The sequence below is a fragment of the Pyxidicoccus sp. M6 genome, assembly GCF_055568925.1.
Map to the genome: position 1 here is coordinate 1,880,212 of NZ_CM145714.1, position 15,092 is coordinate 1,895,303.

Consider the following 15,092-nt stretch of genomic DNA (forward strand, 5'->3'; position numbering starts at 1 on the left):
CTGGCCGCCTGCCCACCTGCCCTGGGGGACGGGCTTTCTTTCCGTGCGCCTCCCGGCGTATGAGTCCTGCTCCGGACACTTCTGGAACGGACTTTCAATGCGTATTGCCATCATCGGAACGGGCTACGTCGGCCTGGTCGCGGGCACCTGCTTCGCGGACTCGGGGAACGACGTCACGTGCGTGGACATCGACGAGCGGAAGATTCGCATGCTCCAGGCGGGCGAGGTGCCCATCTACGAGCCGGGTCTCGAGGAGCTCATCAAGAAGAACGTGCGCGAGAAGCGCCTCTTCTTCACGCGTGATTTGGCCGAGGCCGTGGCGCCCGCGCAGGTGGTGTTCATCGCCGTGGGCACGCCCGAGGGCGAGTCCGGTGACGCCGACCTCCAGTACGTGCTGGCCGCCGCCGAGCAGATTGGCAAGGCGATGAAGCAGTACACGGTGGTGGTGGACAAGAGCACCGTGCCGGTGGGCACCGCGGACAAGGTGCGCGAGGCCATCCGCAAGGTGACGAGCATCGAGTTCGACGTCGTCTCCAACCCCGAGTTCCTCAAGGAAGGCGCCGCGCTGGACGACTTCCTCAAGCCGGACCGCGTCGTCATCGGCGTGGACTCCGAGCGCGGCCGCAAGGTCATGGGCGAGCTGTACGCGCCCTTCGTGCGCACGGAGAACCCCGTGCTGTTCATGGACACGCGCTCGGCGGAGCTGACGAAGTACGCCGCCAACGCGATGCTGGCCACGCGCATCTCCTTCATGAACGACATCTCCGCGCTCTGCGAGAAGGTCGGCGCGGACGTGGACTTCGTGCGCAAGGGCCTGGGCTCGGACAAGCGCATCGGCTACCCGTTCCTCTTCCCGGGCGTGGGCTACGGCGGCTCGTGCTTCCCCAAGGACGTGAAGGCGCTGGTGGCCACCGCGCGTGACTACGGCCTGGAGCTGGATTTGCTCCGCGCCGTGGAGCGCACCAACGAGCGCCAGAAGAAGCTGCTGGTGAACAAGGCCGTGAAGCACTACGGCTCGCTCGAGGGCAAGAAGTTCGGCGTGTGGGGCCTGGCCTTCAAGCCGAAGACGGATGACATGCGCGAGGCGCCCTCCATCGAGGTCATCGAGGGGCTCATCGGCAAGGGCGCGCAGGTGATTGCGCACGACCCCGTGTCCGCGCACACCGCGAAGCGCGTCTTCGGTGACCGCATCCGCTACGCCACGGTGCCCTACGAGGCGCTGGAGGGCGTGGACGGCCTCTTCGTCGTCACCGAGTGGAACGAGTTCCGCCACCCGGACTTCGAGCGCATGAAGGGTCTGATGAAGACGCCCGTCGTCTTCGACGGCCGCAACGTGTACGACCCGGCGCGCATGCGCGAGCTGGGCTTCACGTACTACGGCATCGGCCGCCGATGAGCCGCGGCGGTTCGCTCGACTCCCTCACGGGGCTGCGCTTCCTGGCGGCCCTCCACGTGGTGCTGTTCCACTTCGGGAAGTCGTCCGTGGGTGCGGGGCCGGAGGCGCTGCACAACTGGGTGAGAGCGGGCTACTCCGCCGTCGGTGTCTTCTTCGTGTTGTCGGGCTTCGTCCTGGCCTGGAACTACCTGGACCGGGATGGACGGATGGAGACGGGGCCGCGCGCCTTCCTGGCCGCGCGCCTGGCCCGGGTGTACCCCGTCTATCTGCTGACGTTCCTCCTGGCGGCGCCCACCACCATCGCCGTTTCGGTGGGTGCCAACGGCTGGGCGGTGGCCGCCGGGAAGCTGACGGTGGCCGGCGCGAGCGCGCTGCTGCTCGTGCAGGCGTGGGTGCCGGTGCTGGCGCTGTACTGGAACCCGCCGGGCTGGTCCGTCGCGGTGGAGGCCGTGTTCTACGTCCTCTTCCCGGGCATTGCGCGCGGGTTGCCCCGGCTGCGTCCGTCGCTGTTGCCGGTGGCGCTCGTCGCCGTATGGGTGCTGGGGCTCCTGCCGCCGGTGCTGTGGCTGGCACTGCGCGCGGACGGGGCAGGGCCGGTGGACGCGGGCACCTGGACGACGGGGCTGGCCATCATCAAGTTCAACCCGCTGATGCGGCTGCCAGAGTTCCTCTTCGGCGTGCTGCTCGGCTGGTGCTTCGTGCGCGAGCGCGCGGACGGAGCGAAGAAGGGCAGCGGCGCGGTGATGGCGGCGGCGGGCGCGGCGCTGCTGGTGGCGGCGGGCGCGGCGGGCCCGAGGATTCCCTATCCGCTGATGCACAACGCGCTGCTGGCGCCCGCGTCGGGGCTGCTGGTGTACGGGCTGGCGCGCGGTGGCGGGCCGCTGGGGTGGCTGCTGTCACGCCCGTGGCTGGTGCACCTGGGCGGCGCGAGCTACGCGCTCTACCTGCTCCAGTACCCGGTGTCGGAAGGCGTCGTGGCGCTGGCGCGCGTGCTGACGCCGTGGGTGGACCTGCGCTCGCCGCTGGCGCTGCTGGTGGGCGTGCTGGCGCTGGGCCTGCCCGCGTCGGTCTGGGTGCACCGCTACGTGGAGACGCCGTTCCGCTCGCGGGTGCGCAAGGCGCTACAGCCGTGGGTGGACGCGGAGCCGCGCGTGTCCGCGCGGCCGGTGGTGCCGGGGGCCTGAGGCCTCAGGGGCGAGCGAGGCCGCAGGCCTTCTTGCCCTCGGCGGTCTCGATGGCCCTGCAGTCGCACTGGTCGACGAGCTGCTCGCAGACGGCCTCGTCCTCCTCGGTGGGCTCCACGCGGCTCTCTTCCTGGGCGGCGTTCGAGAGGCACAGCTCCTTCTCCACGGAGTTGGTGGAGCAGTCGCAGAGCTTCTCCGACAGCTCGCGGCAGGCGCCCTTGCAGCCGGCGAGGCCGGACAGGGTGGAGCACAGGAGGGCGGCGGTGATGACGAAGCGGCGCATGGGCCGGCGAACATGCCAGAAGGCTCCCCGGATGCAAGCAGCCCGCGAGGGCCGGAGTGCCGGAGCGGATGCCAGGGTCGCCCGCCTGCTCCACGCTCCCGGCTACGTGCTGTCACCGCTGGTGCTGATTGGAATCCCACTCATCATCTCCGGCCTGGGCGAGGAGGACGATGATGACCAGGCCTCGTTGCTGGCCTGGGGCGCGGGCCTCTCCATCGTCGGAGCGGGCGGCGTGGCGCTGCTCGTCACGGGCCTCGTCACCGGCTCGCGCGAGTCCAGCGTCCACCGCACCCGGCGCGAGGAGCTCGTCCAGGAGCGCATCCGCCTGGAGGACGAGCTGCGTGACTTGAAGGCCCGTCGCGATGCGCGCGGCTCGCTGCAGGCGCGCCGGTGGCAGCCGCGCCCCACCCTTGCCCTCATAGCGCTGCGCTTCTGACGCGCCGCCCCACGGACGCCCGGTCCCTCTGCGACCGGGGGCGGAGGCGGGAAGCGGGCGGTCATGGCATGCCGTGACATACTCCCGCGTCCTCCGCCCCAAGCATGTCCTCCTCCCGTCACGGCACGTCCCGATTCACCCTGCTCGCCGAAGCGGCGCTGGCGGCGCTCGTGGTGCTGGGCCCGGTGGCGCTCGGTGGCGCGGCGCGCTGGGTGTTGTGGCCGCTGGTGGGGCTCTCCGGCGCGGCGGCGGTGCTGGCAGCGGTGGCCGCGAAGCGGCAGGGCCAGTCCCTGCGCTTCCCGCTGCTGGCGGTGCCCCTGGCCCTGGGCGCGGTGCTGTGCGCGGTACAGCTCGTGCCGCTGCCGGCGGGCCAGCTGGAGGTGCTGAGCCCGGAGTCCGAGGCGCTGCGCGAGTTCGCCCTCGTGCCCATGGGCCTGGACGGCGCTCGGCCCGTGTCGCTGGACCCGCCCGCCACGTGGCGCGAGCTGGCGAAGCACGTGGCGTACCTCCTGTCCTTCCTCGCGGCGGTGCAGGTGTGCCGCGCGCGCCGCAGCCGTGAGCGGCTGCTGTCGGTGCTGGCCTTCACCGGCGCGGCGCTGGTGGTGGTGGGGCTGGGCCACGCGCTGCTCGGCGTGCAGTCCCTCTTCGGCGTGCTGCCGTATGTGGACGCGCGGCCCCCGCTGGTGACGCCCTTCGGCAACCCCAACCACCTCGCGGGCTTCCTCGGGCTGTCCTCCACGGTGGCGCTGGGGCTGGCGCTCACCACGCGGCCCCGCTCGCGCGCGCTGCCGTACGCGCTGGCGGCGGGCGCGGGCGGCCTGGGCGTGGTGCTGACGCTGTCGCGCGGAGGCATCGCCTTCTACGTCTTCGGCCAGGCGCTGCTGGCGGTGCTGCTGCTGCGCCGACGCCGCGAGTCCTCCGGGCGCGGCACGCCGGTGTGGGCCCGGAGCGCGGTGGCGCTGCTGGGGCTCTTCGCCGTGCTCGCGGTGGGCGCGTACACCGCGGCGGACAAGCTGTGGGTGGAGGCGCGCAGCGCGGACAGCGTGGAGGAGCTGCGCCAGTCCAAGGTGGCCCTCTGGCCGATGATGGTGGAGACGGCGCGCGCCTTCCCCGTGCTGGGCATGGGGCGCGGCGCCTTCGAGGCCGCCTTCCCGCGCTACCAGACGGAGCCCGGCATCCACACCTTCACGCATCCGGAGAACGCGGTGCTGCAGGTCGCGGTGGAGCTGGGCGCGCCGGGCCTGCTGCTGCTCGCGGTGGCCGCGTGGGGCTTCGTGCGGCTGCTGCGCCGCGACGGCCTGGATGCGCTGGAGCTGGCCGCGCTGTCGGGCGTGGCGGCGCTGGCGCTGCATGACCTCTTCGACTTCAGCCTGGAGCTGCCGGCGTGCGCGGTGGCGGCGCTGGTGGTGCTGGGCGCGGCGGCGCGGCCCCGAGAGCGCCGCCGTGCTCCCGGGACGTCCGGCGGCCTGAAGCCCTCCGCCTGGGTGCCGGGCGCGGGCGTGGCGCTGACGGGGCTGGCGCTGGCGGCGCTGGTGCCCGGCCGGCACTTCCTGGCGGACGCGGAGGCGGAGCTGGCGGGGCTCGTCAGCGCGCGCGCGCCGGCGTCCGACGTGCACGCGAGAGGCGTGGCGCTCATCGACCAGCACCCCGCGGACTATCTGCTCTACCGGCTGGTGGCGTCCGGGTACGCGGCGAAAGGCCCCGAGGCCGCGGGCGAGTCCCTGGCCTTCATCAACCGCGCGCTCTACCTGTCGCCGCACGATGGCGTCTCGCACCGCGTGGCCGCGCGGGCGCTCCTGGCGCTGGGGCGCCGCTCGCAGGGCTTCCTCGAGTACCGGCTGGCCTACGAGGCCGGGGACACGGGCGCGCTGCAGGGCGAGGCCCTGTACCGGGTGCGCTCGCTGGAGGACCTGGCCGCGATGACGCCGGACTCGCCGGAGGTGGCGGTGCGGCTGCTGGACGCGCTGGCCAACGTGCCGTCGCGGCTGGACGCGGCGCTCGCCTACTCGGGCTGGGCGCGGGAGAACTTCGAGGGCCGCACCGGCGTGGCCGCGCTCTGGGCGCGCGAGGCCCGGCTGCGGCTGCGCAAGGGCGAGCTGCCCGCCGCGGAGGCCGCCAGCGCCCAGGTGGAGCGCCTGGCGCCGGACGCGCTGGACACGCACCTGTTGCGCGCGGAGGTGCTGCGCGCCCAGGGCCGGCGCGACGAGGCACTCCAGACGCTGGAGCGGCTGCTGGCGCGCTTTCCGGGCCACGTGGAGCTGTCCTTCACACTGGCCGCGCAGCAACTGGACGCGGGGCTGACGCGCAGGGCGAAGGACACGCTGCAGGCGGTGTCCCCGTTCCTCACCGACTACGCGCAGCGCGCGCGGCTCCTGTCCATGGAGGCCGCGTGCCTGGAGCGCGAGGGCCTGCTGTCGCGCGCCGTGGAGCGCCGGCAGACGGCGGCGCGGCTGGCGCCCGGCCCGGATGCCTGGTTCGCCGTGGCGCGCACGCAGGAGGCACTGCACCGGTATGACGCCGCGGCGCGCTCGGTCCACGAGGGACTGCGCCTGTTGCCCGCCGGTGCGCGCAAGGATGCCGAGGCGTGGGCGGCCCGGCTGGAGGCCGAGGAGCGCTCCCGCGTGGAGACGCGCCGCAAGGAGCTCACGGACGACCCGCACGCCCAGGAGCTGGAGCACCTGCTGCGCAACCCCGACACCGGCGGCGCGGGCGAAGCGGCGAACGAGCCGTAGTCACCGCCGTCACGCGGGCGCGTGGGTTTCCATGCCCGCTTCGGGCATGCCCATCGCCGGTCGCTGCTCGCGCTGGATGAAGGTCGCCACCAGGGGCCACTCCAACGTGGCGAAGTCCTGGAAGCGCATCTCCAGGGCCTCCTCGTGCGAGCCCGCCCGGAAGAGCAGGTGGTCCGTGATGCTGAGCGACTCGTCCACCGCCACCGGCAGGCCGTACAGCTCGCCGAAGGGGGGTTCCGCGCCCAGCTCGCAGTCGGGGAAGAACTTGGAGAACTCGGCCTCCGAAGCCAGTCGCACGCTGCGCGCGCCGATGATGTCGCGGACCTGCTGAAGGTCCACCGTGCCCGCCGCGGGCACCACGACAATCCACGGCTGCCGGTCCGCCATCAAGATGACGGACTTGGCCACTCGCCAGCCGGACACGTGCAGCGCCTGCGCCAATTCCTGCGCGGTCACCGCATGCGGGTGCCAGTAGCGCTCGAAGCGCACGCGATTGCGCCGGAGATAATGCTGGATGGATTCCGGAATCATGGGGAATGTCACCTCCTCGCCAGAGAAGGTGGGTCGCCCCGCCGGGTAAGACCATCGTCCGATGCCGCCGTCCGGCTCCACCGAGGGCACGCCCGCCTTCCAGAGGCCCGCAGGCCCGCCGGTAGGGCAGGCGAGCGTGGGCCCTTGTCATGCCAGTCTCCCGCCCCGCAGGTGCCCCATGTCCTTGTCCCGATTCACCTTCGCCTGGAGCTTCGCGCCGCGGACGCGGCCGTGACGTGCACCAGCGTCTCAGCGCACCGGCAGCTCGCGGAAGGTGAGGCCGTCCAGCTCGAAGCGTTCCACGGTGTCCTTGAAGCGCTCGGTGACGATGAGGACGGTCGCGAAGTTGCGCAGGCGGAAGAGGTCCAGGTCCGAGGGGAGGGAGGCGGCGTCGAGGATGGGCTCCTTCGGGAGGCTGAAGCCATGACGGCCGCACTTGGGGCACGGAGGCGGAGTGCTCTTCGGGATGCAGTCGGCGTGCAGGAGGCCGCGCGGCTCGATGTGCAGGTCGAGGAGCTCGGGGATGCCCTTGGGGCGAAAAAGCATCTCCGTGCGGCAGCCTCGCAGGCCTCGGAGTCCTTCGTCCTGCAAGAGCTTCAAGACGTCGGGCCGGATGAGCAGCGAACCGGCATACCGATAGACGAGTGCGGAGAACGGCCCCCTGGCCTTTCCTACCAGGGGACCGAACATGGCCCCGGGTTCGAGCGGATAGTCTGGGGGTAGCAGAACTCGAACCTGGTCGCGCAGACGCTCGAACTCCTCGAAGTCTTCTTCCAGGTAGGCTCTCGACAACTTCTTCGCCACCGGATGCCCGGAGAGATCTACTGCGGGATAGTGGAGCCCCGCACCTGCCCACGTTGCCTTGCACTCAGGGCAGGTGATCCCCGGAAGCCCCCATTTGGGGGCGGCGTTGTAGCTGCCCTTCTGGGGTGGGTCGTCCACAAAATGAGTCTTGAAGAACCGTGACATGGCGTCAGTACTCGATGGGAGGCCCTACCAGCAGGTGGTACGGCAGGATGGGGCCTATCAGGTTGAAGCGAATGATGAGCTCCCGTGCATAACGGTACATGTCCTCCTTGGTTGCACCACGATGTGCGTCTTGAAAGTCCCGCCACGCTCGATTCCACGGTCCTCCATTCGGTCCATTGTGGATGCGGTGATGGGTGTCGATGTCGAGCAGCATCGTCTCCTGATGGATGTTGATGCCCTGCCGCTCGAACCAGATCCTGAGGCTCTCCTGCCGCGGAAAGATGTGGTGCTTCTCCCGGGGCTTTGTCGCCAAGGCCTGAGCCATCTCCAAGAGCCGCTTCTGGCTCGGCAGCAGCTCCCGCCCGTACCAGCGGATGACGAACACCGGCTCGGACTGTCCCGGCCGCACCCACGGGTAGCCCCAGTTCCGCTGCGGTGACTGCACCGCGCTCGGCGGGAGCACGAACGTGCCACGCGTCCGTACCACGCGCCCGGGTTCGGGAGGCGCATCCTCACAGCGGAAAAGGCCGCACGAGTCCTGCGCACAGACGAACGTGACGCACGCGCCCTCATCCAGGCGAGTGTACGCCTCCGGGTACTCCGCCGCGTCCCGTTCCACGGGAGCCGCGGGAGTCGACGTGCACGACCACAGCACTGCACACAGCCACAGCCACCAGGCACGGTGCCACATCACGAATCCCCAGCCGGCCCGGAAGGCCCGGAGCCGGCCGGAGGTCATATCAATAATTGCACCTGCAACTCCGATGCTTCATCCCCGCACCCTGGCGGCGTGTCCTTCCGCTGCGCGGAGATGTACGCCTCCATGGCGCGCAGCTTCGGGTCGCCGTCCGCGAACGGCTTGCCGCGCACCGGGTTCTCGATGCACCCGTCGCGCATGTCGCGCAGCAACGCCTGTCACCGAGCGGGCGGATGGATGGTGACGTGAGCGGGCGAGTGGATGGGATTGCGCGGAGCGGCGGTGCGCAGGTGTTGCTGATGGGAGGGCCGGAGCGGCTCGCGGACGCACCGCTCGACCTGGACAACCGCCCGCCTGGACGCGCTCCCTCGGGCCTGTGAGTGCTTCCCGGAGAGATGCCGTCGCTCGGTGCCTTGATGACTCCGTGCTGGGACGTGGCGGGAGCACTCTGGCCGAGGAAAGGGAGACGTTGCGCGTTCGCGGGCGATGTTAGGGTGCCCATCCAGGAGGTCATGTACTCTTGCCGCAACCCGTTAGATTGGCCCTTGCGCTCATGCTCTTGTGGGGAGTTGCGCCGCGAGCGGATGCCGCACCCGGGCGCACGAAGCGAGAGCGGTCCGTCGCGGTCGCCGCCACCCCCGCCGAGCCGTTGCCCGAGCTTCGCGTCGACAAGGCCACGTCGACGTTGCTGTACTTCCCGGCGGCAATCGCGAAGAGCACGCTCACGGTCGACGGGCAGCCACGCACGGTCGACAGGGCGGCGCTTCCGGACGAGTCGCGAATCAGGGTCCTCGACGTGGGCGAGCGCTCGCTCATCGTTCAACCCGTGGAGGATCTCCGGCCGGGCGAGCGCCACGAGCTCGCGGTTGTCTTCGCGGACGGGCAACCACCGGCACGGGCCGCGTTCATGCTCGTGACCGACCCGGCTGAAGTGGACGCGCGGCTCGACGTGGAGCGCCCCGCTTCGCCGAGCACCGCCTGTCCCGCTGAAGCACCACGCTCCCCACCCCGGCCAGAGGACTTCGTGTTGCTCGGATACGTGGATAAGAATGGCGTTCAAACGGACACGGTTGCCGAGGCTGCGGATGCCAGTCAGGGGCTGTCGTCGCAGCAGGGGTTTTCGTATCGGGGCAAGGGCTGGGTGTTGGTGGATGTGAATGTCGAGAACCAGGCCGGTCAACAGCCCTGGACGCCACGCGAGGTGTCGTTGACGGGCAGGCGGGGAGCCACGCTTCCGGCGCGGCTGGTGACCGTGGACGGCGGGAAGATTGCTCCCGGCGACTTTGGGCGGGTGCTAGCCGTGGCCGACCCTCCGCCCCCAGACGCTGGGACTGTCTTCAGTTTGCATATCCGTGGGGATGGAGGCCGTAGCCTGGAGATTCCGCACGTGCGATTCCAAGGGCGGTTGACGGAGCCCCAGCCATGACCGGCAATCTGATTCGGCTTCCGTCAGGAACGACTATTGATGGATGGCACGTCGTGAAGGAGCTCGGCAACGGCGGCTTCGCCGTCGTCTACCGCGTGGAGAAGGGCGCCACGCCATACGCGCTCAAGCTCGCACGGCACCGCGAGGCCAGTGGGGACGAGAAGCAGACCCACCGTCGCGTCCTGCAGGAGCTGTCGATCATCACGGCGTTGAGGCATCCGAACATCGTCAGTCATCGCGGCTCTGGGTACGCGGAGACTGGCAACGTCTACCTGGTGCTGGAGTACGTGGATGGGTGGACGCTCGCGGAGTGGAAGGAGCGCAAGCACCCCACGGCGCATGAAATCCTGCGGGTCTTCGTCAAGCTTGTTTCCGCGCTGGTCTACATGCACGAGCGTGGGGTTCTTCACCGTGACCTGAAGCTGGTCAATGTCCTGATTCGCAGAAGCGATGGCGAGCCGGTCATCATCGACTTCAGCAGCGCGACCTACGCGCTGGCCGACGACTTGACGGATGGCGGGCTGCCCCCCGGCACGGACCGATTCAGGGCGCCCGAGCAGTTCAAGTTCCTCGCCGAGCACAGGGATGAGCGGCGGGCGCAGTACGCCTTCCAGGTGGCCGACGAAATCTTCGCGGTCGGCGCGATGCTCTATGAGCTGCTGACGGACCCGCGACCGACGGAGCACCGGGCGCGCTCGCCTCTCAACGACCTGACGATTCCGCCGTCCTCGGCAAGGAAGGTGAACCCCCGCGTGCCGGAAGCGCTCAGCGAGTTGGTTGAGAGCATCCTGTCCCGAGAGCCCGAGCGGCGGCCTGTGGATACGCTTGCGCTCCAGCGCGAACTGGAAGACCTGCTGGCGGACCCGGGCGCTGACTACGCCGTGCCGGTACATCCACCGTCGGAGCAGCGGCAGGCCAGGCTGCCCGAAGATGAGGCTCCTCTTCCGGTGGATCCGGCGGGAATGTCTCGTCCGCGCAGGTGGGGCGCGCTCGCGGTGGCTGGGGGCGCTGCCGTCGTGCTCGCCGCCGCCATGGCCCTGTGGGTTGCTTCCTGGGATGCGCCCACGCCGCCCGCTGAGCCGCCCGTCGCCGCGAGCCCGGTGCCTCCCAGCATCCCCCCTTCCACGCCCTCCGAGCCAGCCCCCCCCTGATATGTCACCCCCTGGCCCCGCCCCCATGGTGGACGCAGGCCCGTCAACTGCCGCGGTTCAGAAGGAAGGTTCCACCGTGAAGACCCAGCCACCCGAAGCCCCGAAGCAGCCGCGCACCGGACGCAGCGGAAGGGCGTTTGCCACGCCGGCGGTCAGCGTGGCGCTGCCGCTCTGCGCCGTCCTCGCGGCGGGGTGTCCGGGAGTCCAGGTCCGGCCGGAGCCCTTCGATTGCCCGGCCGGCACCCGTGAGACGATGCGCGCGGTGCTGGGTTGGACGGACGGCGACAACTTCGCGCTCAACATCGACGAGCGCCACAAACAAGACGCGGTGCTTTGGTTCTCGGCAGGTGCCGAGGTGGTCGGCGTCGTTCCGGAGGGGTACGGGAAAGGCAATGGGCCGAAGGCGCCTGCGGGCACGCGGTTCTACGGGGGAAAGGTGTACCTCATCCCCGAAACCAACCAGTGGAAAGGCTATCCGTCGGTGGTCGTGAAATATGAGCGCGTGAAGGTGCCCGGAAAGGACGACGTTCCCGTGTGCTTCGTGGTGGAGCAAAACGCGCGTGAGGTGAAGGGAACGGCGGGGAAGGCTCGCAACGGCACCAATGGATGGGTGTCGGCGGATGGCTGGAGGCCTCGCTGAACGCTTCGCGCCGGGTGACGTGACGGGTAGGTGGCCGTTCTCGAGGCGCGGCCGGCATTTCCGGACACCACCCCGTGAGGGCGTTCCCTTCCGCCCCATCCCCTGGGTAGCTTGTTCCCGCGTCGCGCGAGCCCGGTGCCCGCGCGAGGGGCGGGAGGACCGAGGATGCCGGCCATCGATTTCAAGCTCCCCAGGGGAGCGATTCTGTTCACCGACGACGCCTTCGCCTACGAGTTCCGTGAGGACCTGGGAGAGGCCCATCACGGGCTGAGCCTCTTCGTCGCGCGGCGCCGGACGCTGGAGGGCAACCATCCCCGGGGGAAGGTGCTGCTCAAGGCGGTGGGCAGGCCGACGGAAGAGGACGGCGCGCGCGTCAAGCGCGCCAGGGCGAAGCTGGAGGAGCAGGTCCGCCTGGCCACGTACCTCCAGCACCCGGGCATCCTCCGCGTCCACGGGCTGCGCAAGGCGGAAGGGGCCTGGTACGTCATCACCGAGCATCCGTCCGGGCATTCCCTCAACGACCACCTGACGGCTGTCTCGGAGTGCCGGCGCTGGTTCTCGCCCCTGTTCGCGCTGTACGTCGGCGCGCAGGTGGCGAGCGCCCTGGAGCACGCGCACACGGCGAAGGACGGGATGGGGAGCCCGCTCGGCATCGTCCACCGGGCCATCGATTTGGAGCACGTCTTCATGGATTGGGACGGCACGGTGCAGGTGGCGGACTTCGGCCTCGCCCTCTCCAACCTGCCGGGGCGCGTGGCCTCCACAGTGGCCCGCCCGCGGGCGGATACCTACTTCTCCTCTCCGGAGATGTTGCTGTCCGGCCGCGTCGATGCGCGCTCGGACCTCTACGCGCTGGGGCTCGTCATGCTCGAGCTGGCGACAGGGAAGAACCTGCTGCACGCGCCGGATGACGTCTCCGAGGAGGCCAGGAGGGCGCTGTCGCGGCGGAAGCTCGCGCGAGTCAATCGCGCCATCAAACGCGCCCGGCTCGCCGGGTGCGGCCCCGCGCTGGAATCGGTCATCTGGCGCGCGGCGACCTACACGCCAGAGGACGTGGCCGCGGTGACGGCGACGCTCCCCGAGTTGCTGCGGGTGCCACTGTGCAAGCTGCTCCAGCGGGAGCCTGCCGCGCGCTACCAGACAGCGGGAGCGCTGGCGGCAGACCTGCGCCGGTGGCATGGCGAGGCCTACGGCAAGCGCGATGCGGCTGCCGAGGTGAAACGCGCCGCCAGGGACGCGGGCGAGGCGTGGGTGCAGCTGAACCTTCGGGGCCCCCGTGGTAGCGGGCGCGGCCTGGACGACATCACGACGCGTTAGATGCGCGGCGCTTCAGTGCAAGGCCAGCGGGTCGGTCAGCAGCGTGTAGTACCCGGGCCCGCTCAGCCGCAGTCGTTCGGCCAGCTCGGCGCGCGGGGCATGCGCGTCGGGGGGCAACGACTCCAATTGCCGTCCCAGCTCGCACGCGGCCTCGTCGTAGCACACCTCCTGCCGGGGGCCGCCTTCGGCCAGGTACCGCACGACGCCCGCCAGGTAGTGGCAGCAGCTCATCCAGTATCGGGAAGACCTCGCGCCTCGCGTCCGCCGCAAGTCAGCGGTGGTGCCTTCGAGGGTGGCCCCCGGCGTCATGTCGAACTGGAGGTACTCGTTGACCGCCAGCTCCGAGTCGATGGGCGCGCACAGCCACAGGTGCCAGCGGTGCCGGGGCGGCGCTGACTCCACCGCGTAGATTTCGGTCACCGCCACCGATTGGCGCTCATGGGGCAGGCGCAGCCCTGCTTCCGGCGGCACCCGCAGGAGCATCGCCGGGACGGGCAGCCGGAGCGTGGCGCAGGGGAGCTTTCCGGAGGAGGGGCCGCCCAGTCGCGCGGCGAGCGCGGGTGAGACCGTGTAGTGGTGCTGTCCGCCGAGGTCGTGCGCCACGAAGTGCCACTCCCGCCGGGCATTGGAGAGGGCGCTCTCCGTCCAGGCCAGCGCCTGCCGGGATGAAAGGCCCAACTGGTCGGCGTTGGCGACAAAGGAAGCGTGGAATTCCTCATCCGCGGTGATGTCTTCGAAGCGGGTATGACCGGCCCGGCGCGCCGCACGCTCGATGAGGATGCGCAACGTGAAGTGCCCGATGAACTTGCATTCGTCGAGCGTGAGGAGTCCCTGCTGGAGGTCCCGGTTGAGGGCCTGCTGGACCTTCATGAGCCCGCCCTCCCGATTCCAATAGCCACGCGCCTTGGCCATCCGCTCGCGCTCACGAGTGACCAGTCGGTCGAACTCCGTCGTGGGTGGCCGGGCCCCGGAGATGCGGCCAACCACCGTGAGGTCTTTTCTCATGGCTGCTGGAAGTCGTAGACGTTGCCGAGCTTCAACAGGCGCGTCAGCTCGTCCAGCGCCGTCATCGTCTCGCGCGCGAGCTGCGGGTCCTGCAAATCCTTGGGCCGCAGCACCTCGCGGTAGTGGCGCCGCACCCACGCGGCCAGCGAGTCGTGCAGCGCGGGCGTGTAGAAGACGTCCGCGGTAATCGCCTTGCGCTCCGCGTCCGTCAGCCACACGCGCTGGCGCAGGCAGGCCGGGCCGCCGCCGTTGTTCATCGACTGGCGCACGTCCAGGTAGTGCACCGCCTTCACCGGCGTGTCCTCGGCCACCACGCGCTCCAGGAACCGGTGCGCCGCGGGCGTCTCGCGCGCCTCCATGGGGGCGACAATCGCCATGGTGCCGTCCGGCAGCGTCAGCACCTGCGAGTTGAACGGGTAGGACTTCACCGCGTCCTTCGGAGGCAGCTCCGCGCTGCTGGCCACCACCGCGCGGAAGTCCGGGCCCAGCTTCTCGCGCAGCACCTGGAGCAGCCCCGCGTGGTCCACGAAGGCCAGCTCGTGCAGCATGAGGAAGCGCTCGTTGCCCACCGCCATGACGTCCGTGTGGAAGGCGCCCGCGTCGATGCCGTCCGGGTGTTGCTGCGGGAAGAGCACCTGCTTCGGGTCCAGCTTGTGGAGCCGCGCCAACGCCTGGCTCGCCTCCAGCGTCTGCCGCGCGGGGAAGCGCTTCGGCCCCGGCACGTCCTGCCACGCGCTGCGGCCCCAGGCGAGCAGGTGCACGCCCGCGTGGCCCGGCGTGGCCAGCCGGGTGTGGTTGGCCGCGCCCTCGTCCGCGAAGTGCCCGCTGCCCGGCAGGGGCGGGTGCACCAGGAAGTGGCGCTCGCTCGCGAAGATGGCGCGCAGCACCGCGTGCGTCGTCTCCGCTTCAATCGCGCGGTGGTACATCTGCGAGAGGTTGGCGGGTGTCAGGTGGACGCGGCCGTCGGTGGTGTCCGAGCTCGGCGCCACGGTGGCGGCGTTGGCCGTCCACATGGCGGACGCGCTGGAGGTGAGCCGCAGCAGGTGCTCCGCCTCGCGCGCCGCGCGGGTGATGATTTCCTCGTCGGTGCCGGTGAAGCCGAGCGCCCTCAGGGCGCGCAGCGATGGGCGCGGCTGCGGCGGCAGCACCGCCTGGCCCACGCCCAGTCCCGACACGAAGCGCATCTTCTCCAGGCCCTGGAGCGCGGCCTCGCGGGGGTGGCTGGGCTCACCGCCGTGGTTCTGCGACGCCAGGTTGCCGGGCGAGAGGCCGCCGTAATTGTGGGTGGGACCGACGAGCCCGTCGAAGTTGTATTCGCGCATGGG

Annotated in this window: 16 protein-coding genes; 9 read left to right on the plus strand and 7 right to left on the minus strand. The window is 70.5% G+C overall.

All coding sequences use genetic code 11. From position 1 onward, the window contains the following. Positions 1-97 precede the first annotated feature (97 nt). Positions 98-1,396: a UDP-glucose dehydrogenase family protein gene (locus ACVTJA_RS07840; RefSeq protein ID WP_465835155.1), complete on the plus strand. Its 1,299-nt coding sequence runs from the start codon at positions 98-100 to the stop codon at positions 1,394-1,396. After that, entirely contained in the window at positions 1,393-2,580 is a 1,188-nt protein-coding gene (locus ACVTJA_RS07845; protein WP_465835157.1) for an acyltransferase family protein, read from the plus strand. Before ACVTJA_RS07840 ends, ACVTJA_RS07845 begins: the two co-directional genes overlap by 4 nt. A 4-nt stretch (positions 2,581-2,584) precedes the next feature. On the opposite strand, the gene ACVTJA_RS07850 is transcribed toward ACVTJA_RS07845, so the two are convergent. Continuing rightward, the gene (locus ACVTJA_RS07850) at positions 2,585-2,863 is read right to left on the minus strand and encodes a hypothetical protein (protein WP_465835159.1); all 279 of its coding nucleotides are present in this window, start codon (positions 2,861-2,863) and stop codon (positions 2,585-2,587) included. A 31-nt stretch (positions 2,864-2,894) separates the two neighbouring features. Between ACVTJA_RS07850 and ACVTJA_RS07855 the strand changes: the two genes are divergently transcribed. Further along, on the plus strand, positions 2,895-3,299 hold the full coding sequence (locus ACVTJA_RS07855) for a hypothetical protein (protein WP_465835160.1): 405 nt from the start codon (positions 2,895-2,897) through the stop codon (positions 3,297-3,299). Positions 3,300-3,403: 104 nt separating this feature from the next. After that, on the plus strand, positions 3,404-6,031 hold the full coding sequence (locus ACVTJA_RS07860; RefSeq protein ID WP_465835162.1) for an O-antigen ligase family protein: 2,628 nt from the start codon (positions 3,404-3,406) through the stop codon (positions 6,029-6,031). A gap of 9 nt (positions 6,032-6,040) precedes the next feature. On the opposite strand, the gene ACVTJA_RS07865 is transcribed toward ACVTJA_RS07860, so the two are convergent. The 4 genes from ACVTJA_RS07865 to ACVTJA_RS07880 all read right to left on the minus strand — a co-directional run bounded on the left by ACVTJA_RS07865 (position 6,041) and on the right by ACVTJA_RS07880 (position 8,428). Next, positions 6,041-6,562: an aminoacyl-tRNA deacylase gene (locus ACVTJA_RS07865; protein ID WP_465835164.1), complete on the minus strand. Its 522-nt coding sequence runs from the start codon at positions 6,560-6,562 to the stop codon at positions 6,041-6,043. 249 nt (positions 6,563-6,811) lie between these two features. Further along, entirely contained in the window at positions 6,812-7,531 is a 720-nt protein-coding gene (gene sitI6 / locus ACVTJA_RS07870) for a SitI6 family double-CXXCG motif immunity protein (protein WP_465835166.1), read from the minus strand. A gap of 4 nt (positions 7,532-7,535) precedes the next feature. Continuing rightward, positions 7,536-8,222, minus strand: a complete 687-nt coding sequence (sitA6, locus tag ACVTJA_RS07875) for a SitA6 family polymorphic toxin lipoprotein (protein ID WP_465835168.1) — start codon at positions 8,220-8,222, stop codon at positions 7,536-7,538. Positions 8,223-8,266: 44 nt separating this feature from the next. Next, a complete protein-coding gene (locus ACVTJA_RS07880) occupies positions 8,267-8,428 on the minus strand; it encodes a hypothetical protein (protein WP_465835171.1) in 162 nt (53 codons plus the stop codon). Positions 8,429-8,473: 45 nt separating this feature from the next. Between ACVTJA_RS07880 and ACVTJA_RS07885 the strand changes: the two genes are divergently transcribed. From ACVTJA_RS07885 to ACVTJA_RS07905, 5 genes are all read left to right on the plus strand, one after another. Next, the gene (locus ACVTJA_RS07885) at positions 8,474-8,608 is read left to right on the plus strand and encodes a hypothetical protein (RefSeq protein WP_465835173.1); all 135 of its coding nucleotides are present in this window, start codon (positions 8,474-8,476) and stop codon (positions 8,606-8,608) included. 173 nt (positions 8,609-8,781) lie between these two features. Further along, complete coding sequence (locus ACVTJA_RS07890; RefSeq protein WP_465835174.1) at positions 8,782-9,654, plus strand: DUF2381 family protein; 873 nt, start codon at positions 8,782-8,784, stop codon at positions 9,652-9,654. Beyond that, positions 9,651-10,805: a serine/threonine protein kinase gene (locus ACVTJA_RS07895; protein ID WP_465835176.1), complete on the plus strand. Its 1,155-nt coding sequence runs from the start codon at positions 9,651-9,653 to the stop codon at positions 10,803-10,805. The genes ACVTJA_RS07890 and ACVTJA_RS07895 overlap by 4 nt, the downstream gene beginning before the upstream one ends. A gap of 25 nt (positions 10,806-10,830) precedes the next feature. Beyond that, positions 10,831-11,445, plus strand: coding sequence for a hypothetical protein (locus tag ACVTJA_RS07900; RefSeq protein WP_465835178.1), 615 nt, complete (start codon positions 10,831-10,833; stop codon positions 11,443-11,445). 165 nt (positions 11,446-11,610) lie between these two features. After that, complete coding sequence (locus ACVTJA_RS07905) at positions 11,611-12,762, plus strand: serine/threonine protein kinase (protein WP_465835179.1); 1,152 nt, start codon at positions 11,611-11,613, stop codon at positions 12,760-12,762. 12 nt (positions 12,763-12,774) lie between these two features. Here the strand turns inward: ACVTJA_RS07905 and ACVTJA_RS07910 are convergent, their stop codons facing one another. Both ACVTJA_RS07910 and astB read right to left on the minus strand, forming a co-directional pair. Then, a complete protein-coding gene (locus ACVTJA_RS07910; RefSeq protein ID WP_465835181.1) occupies positions 12,775-13,767 on the minus strand; it encodes a hypothetical protein in 993 nt (330 codons plus the stop codon). Further along, entirely contained in the window at positions 13,764-15,089 is a 1,326-nt protein-coding gene (gene astB / locus ACVTJA_RS07915) for an N-succinylarginine dihydrolase (RefSeq protein ID WP_465835183.1), read from the minus strand. Before astB ends, ACVTJA_RS07910 begins: the two co-directional genes overlap by 4 nt. Positions 15,090-15,092 lie beyond the last annotated feature (3 nt).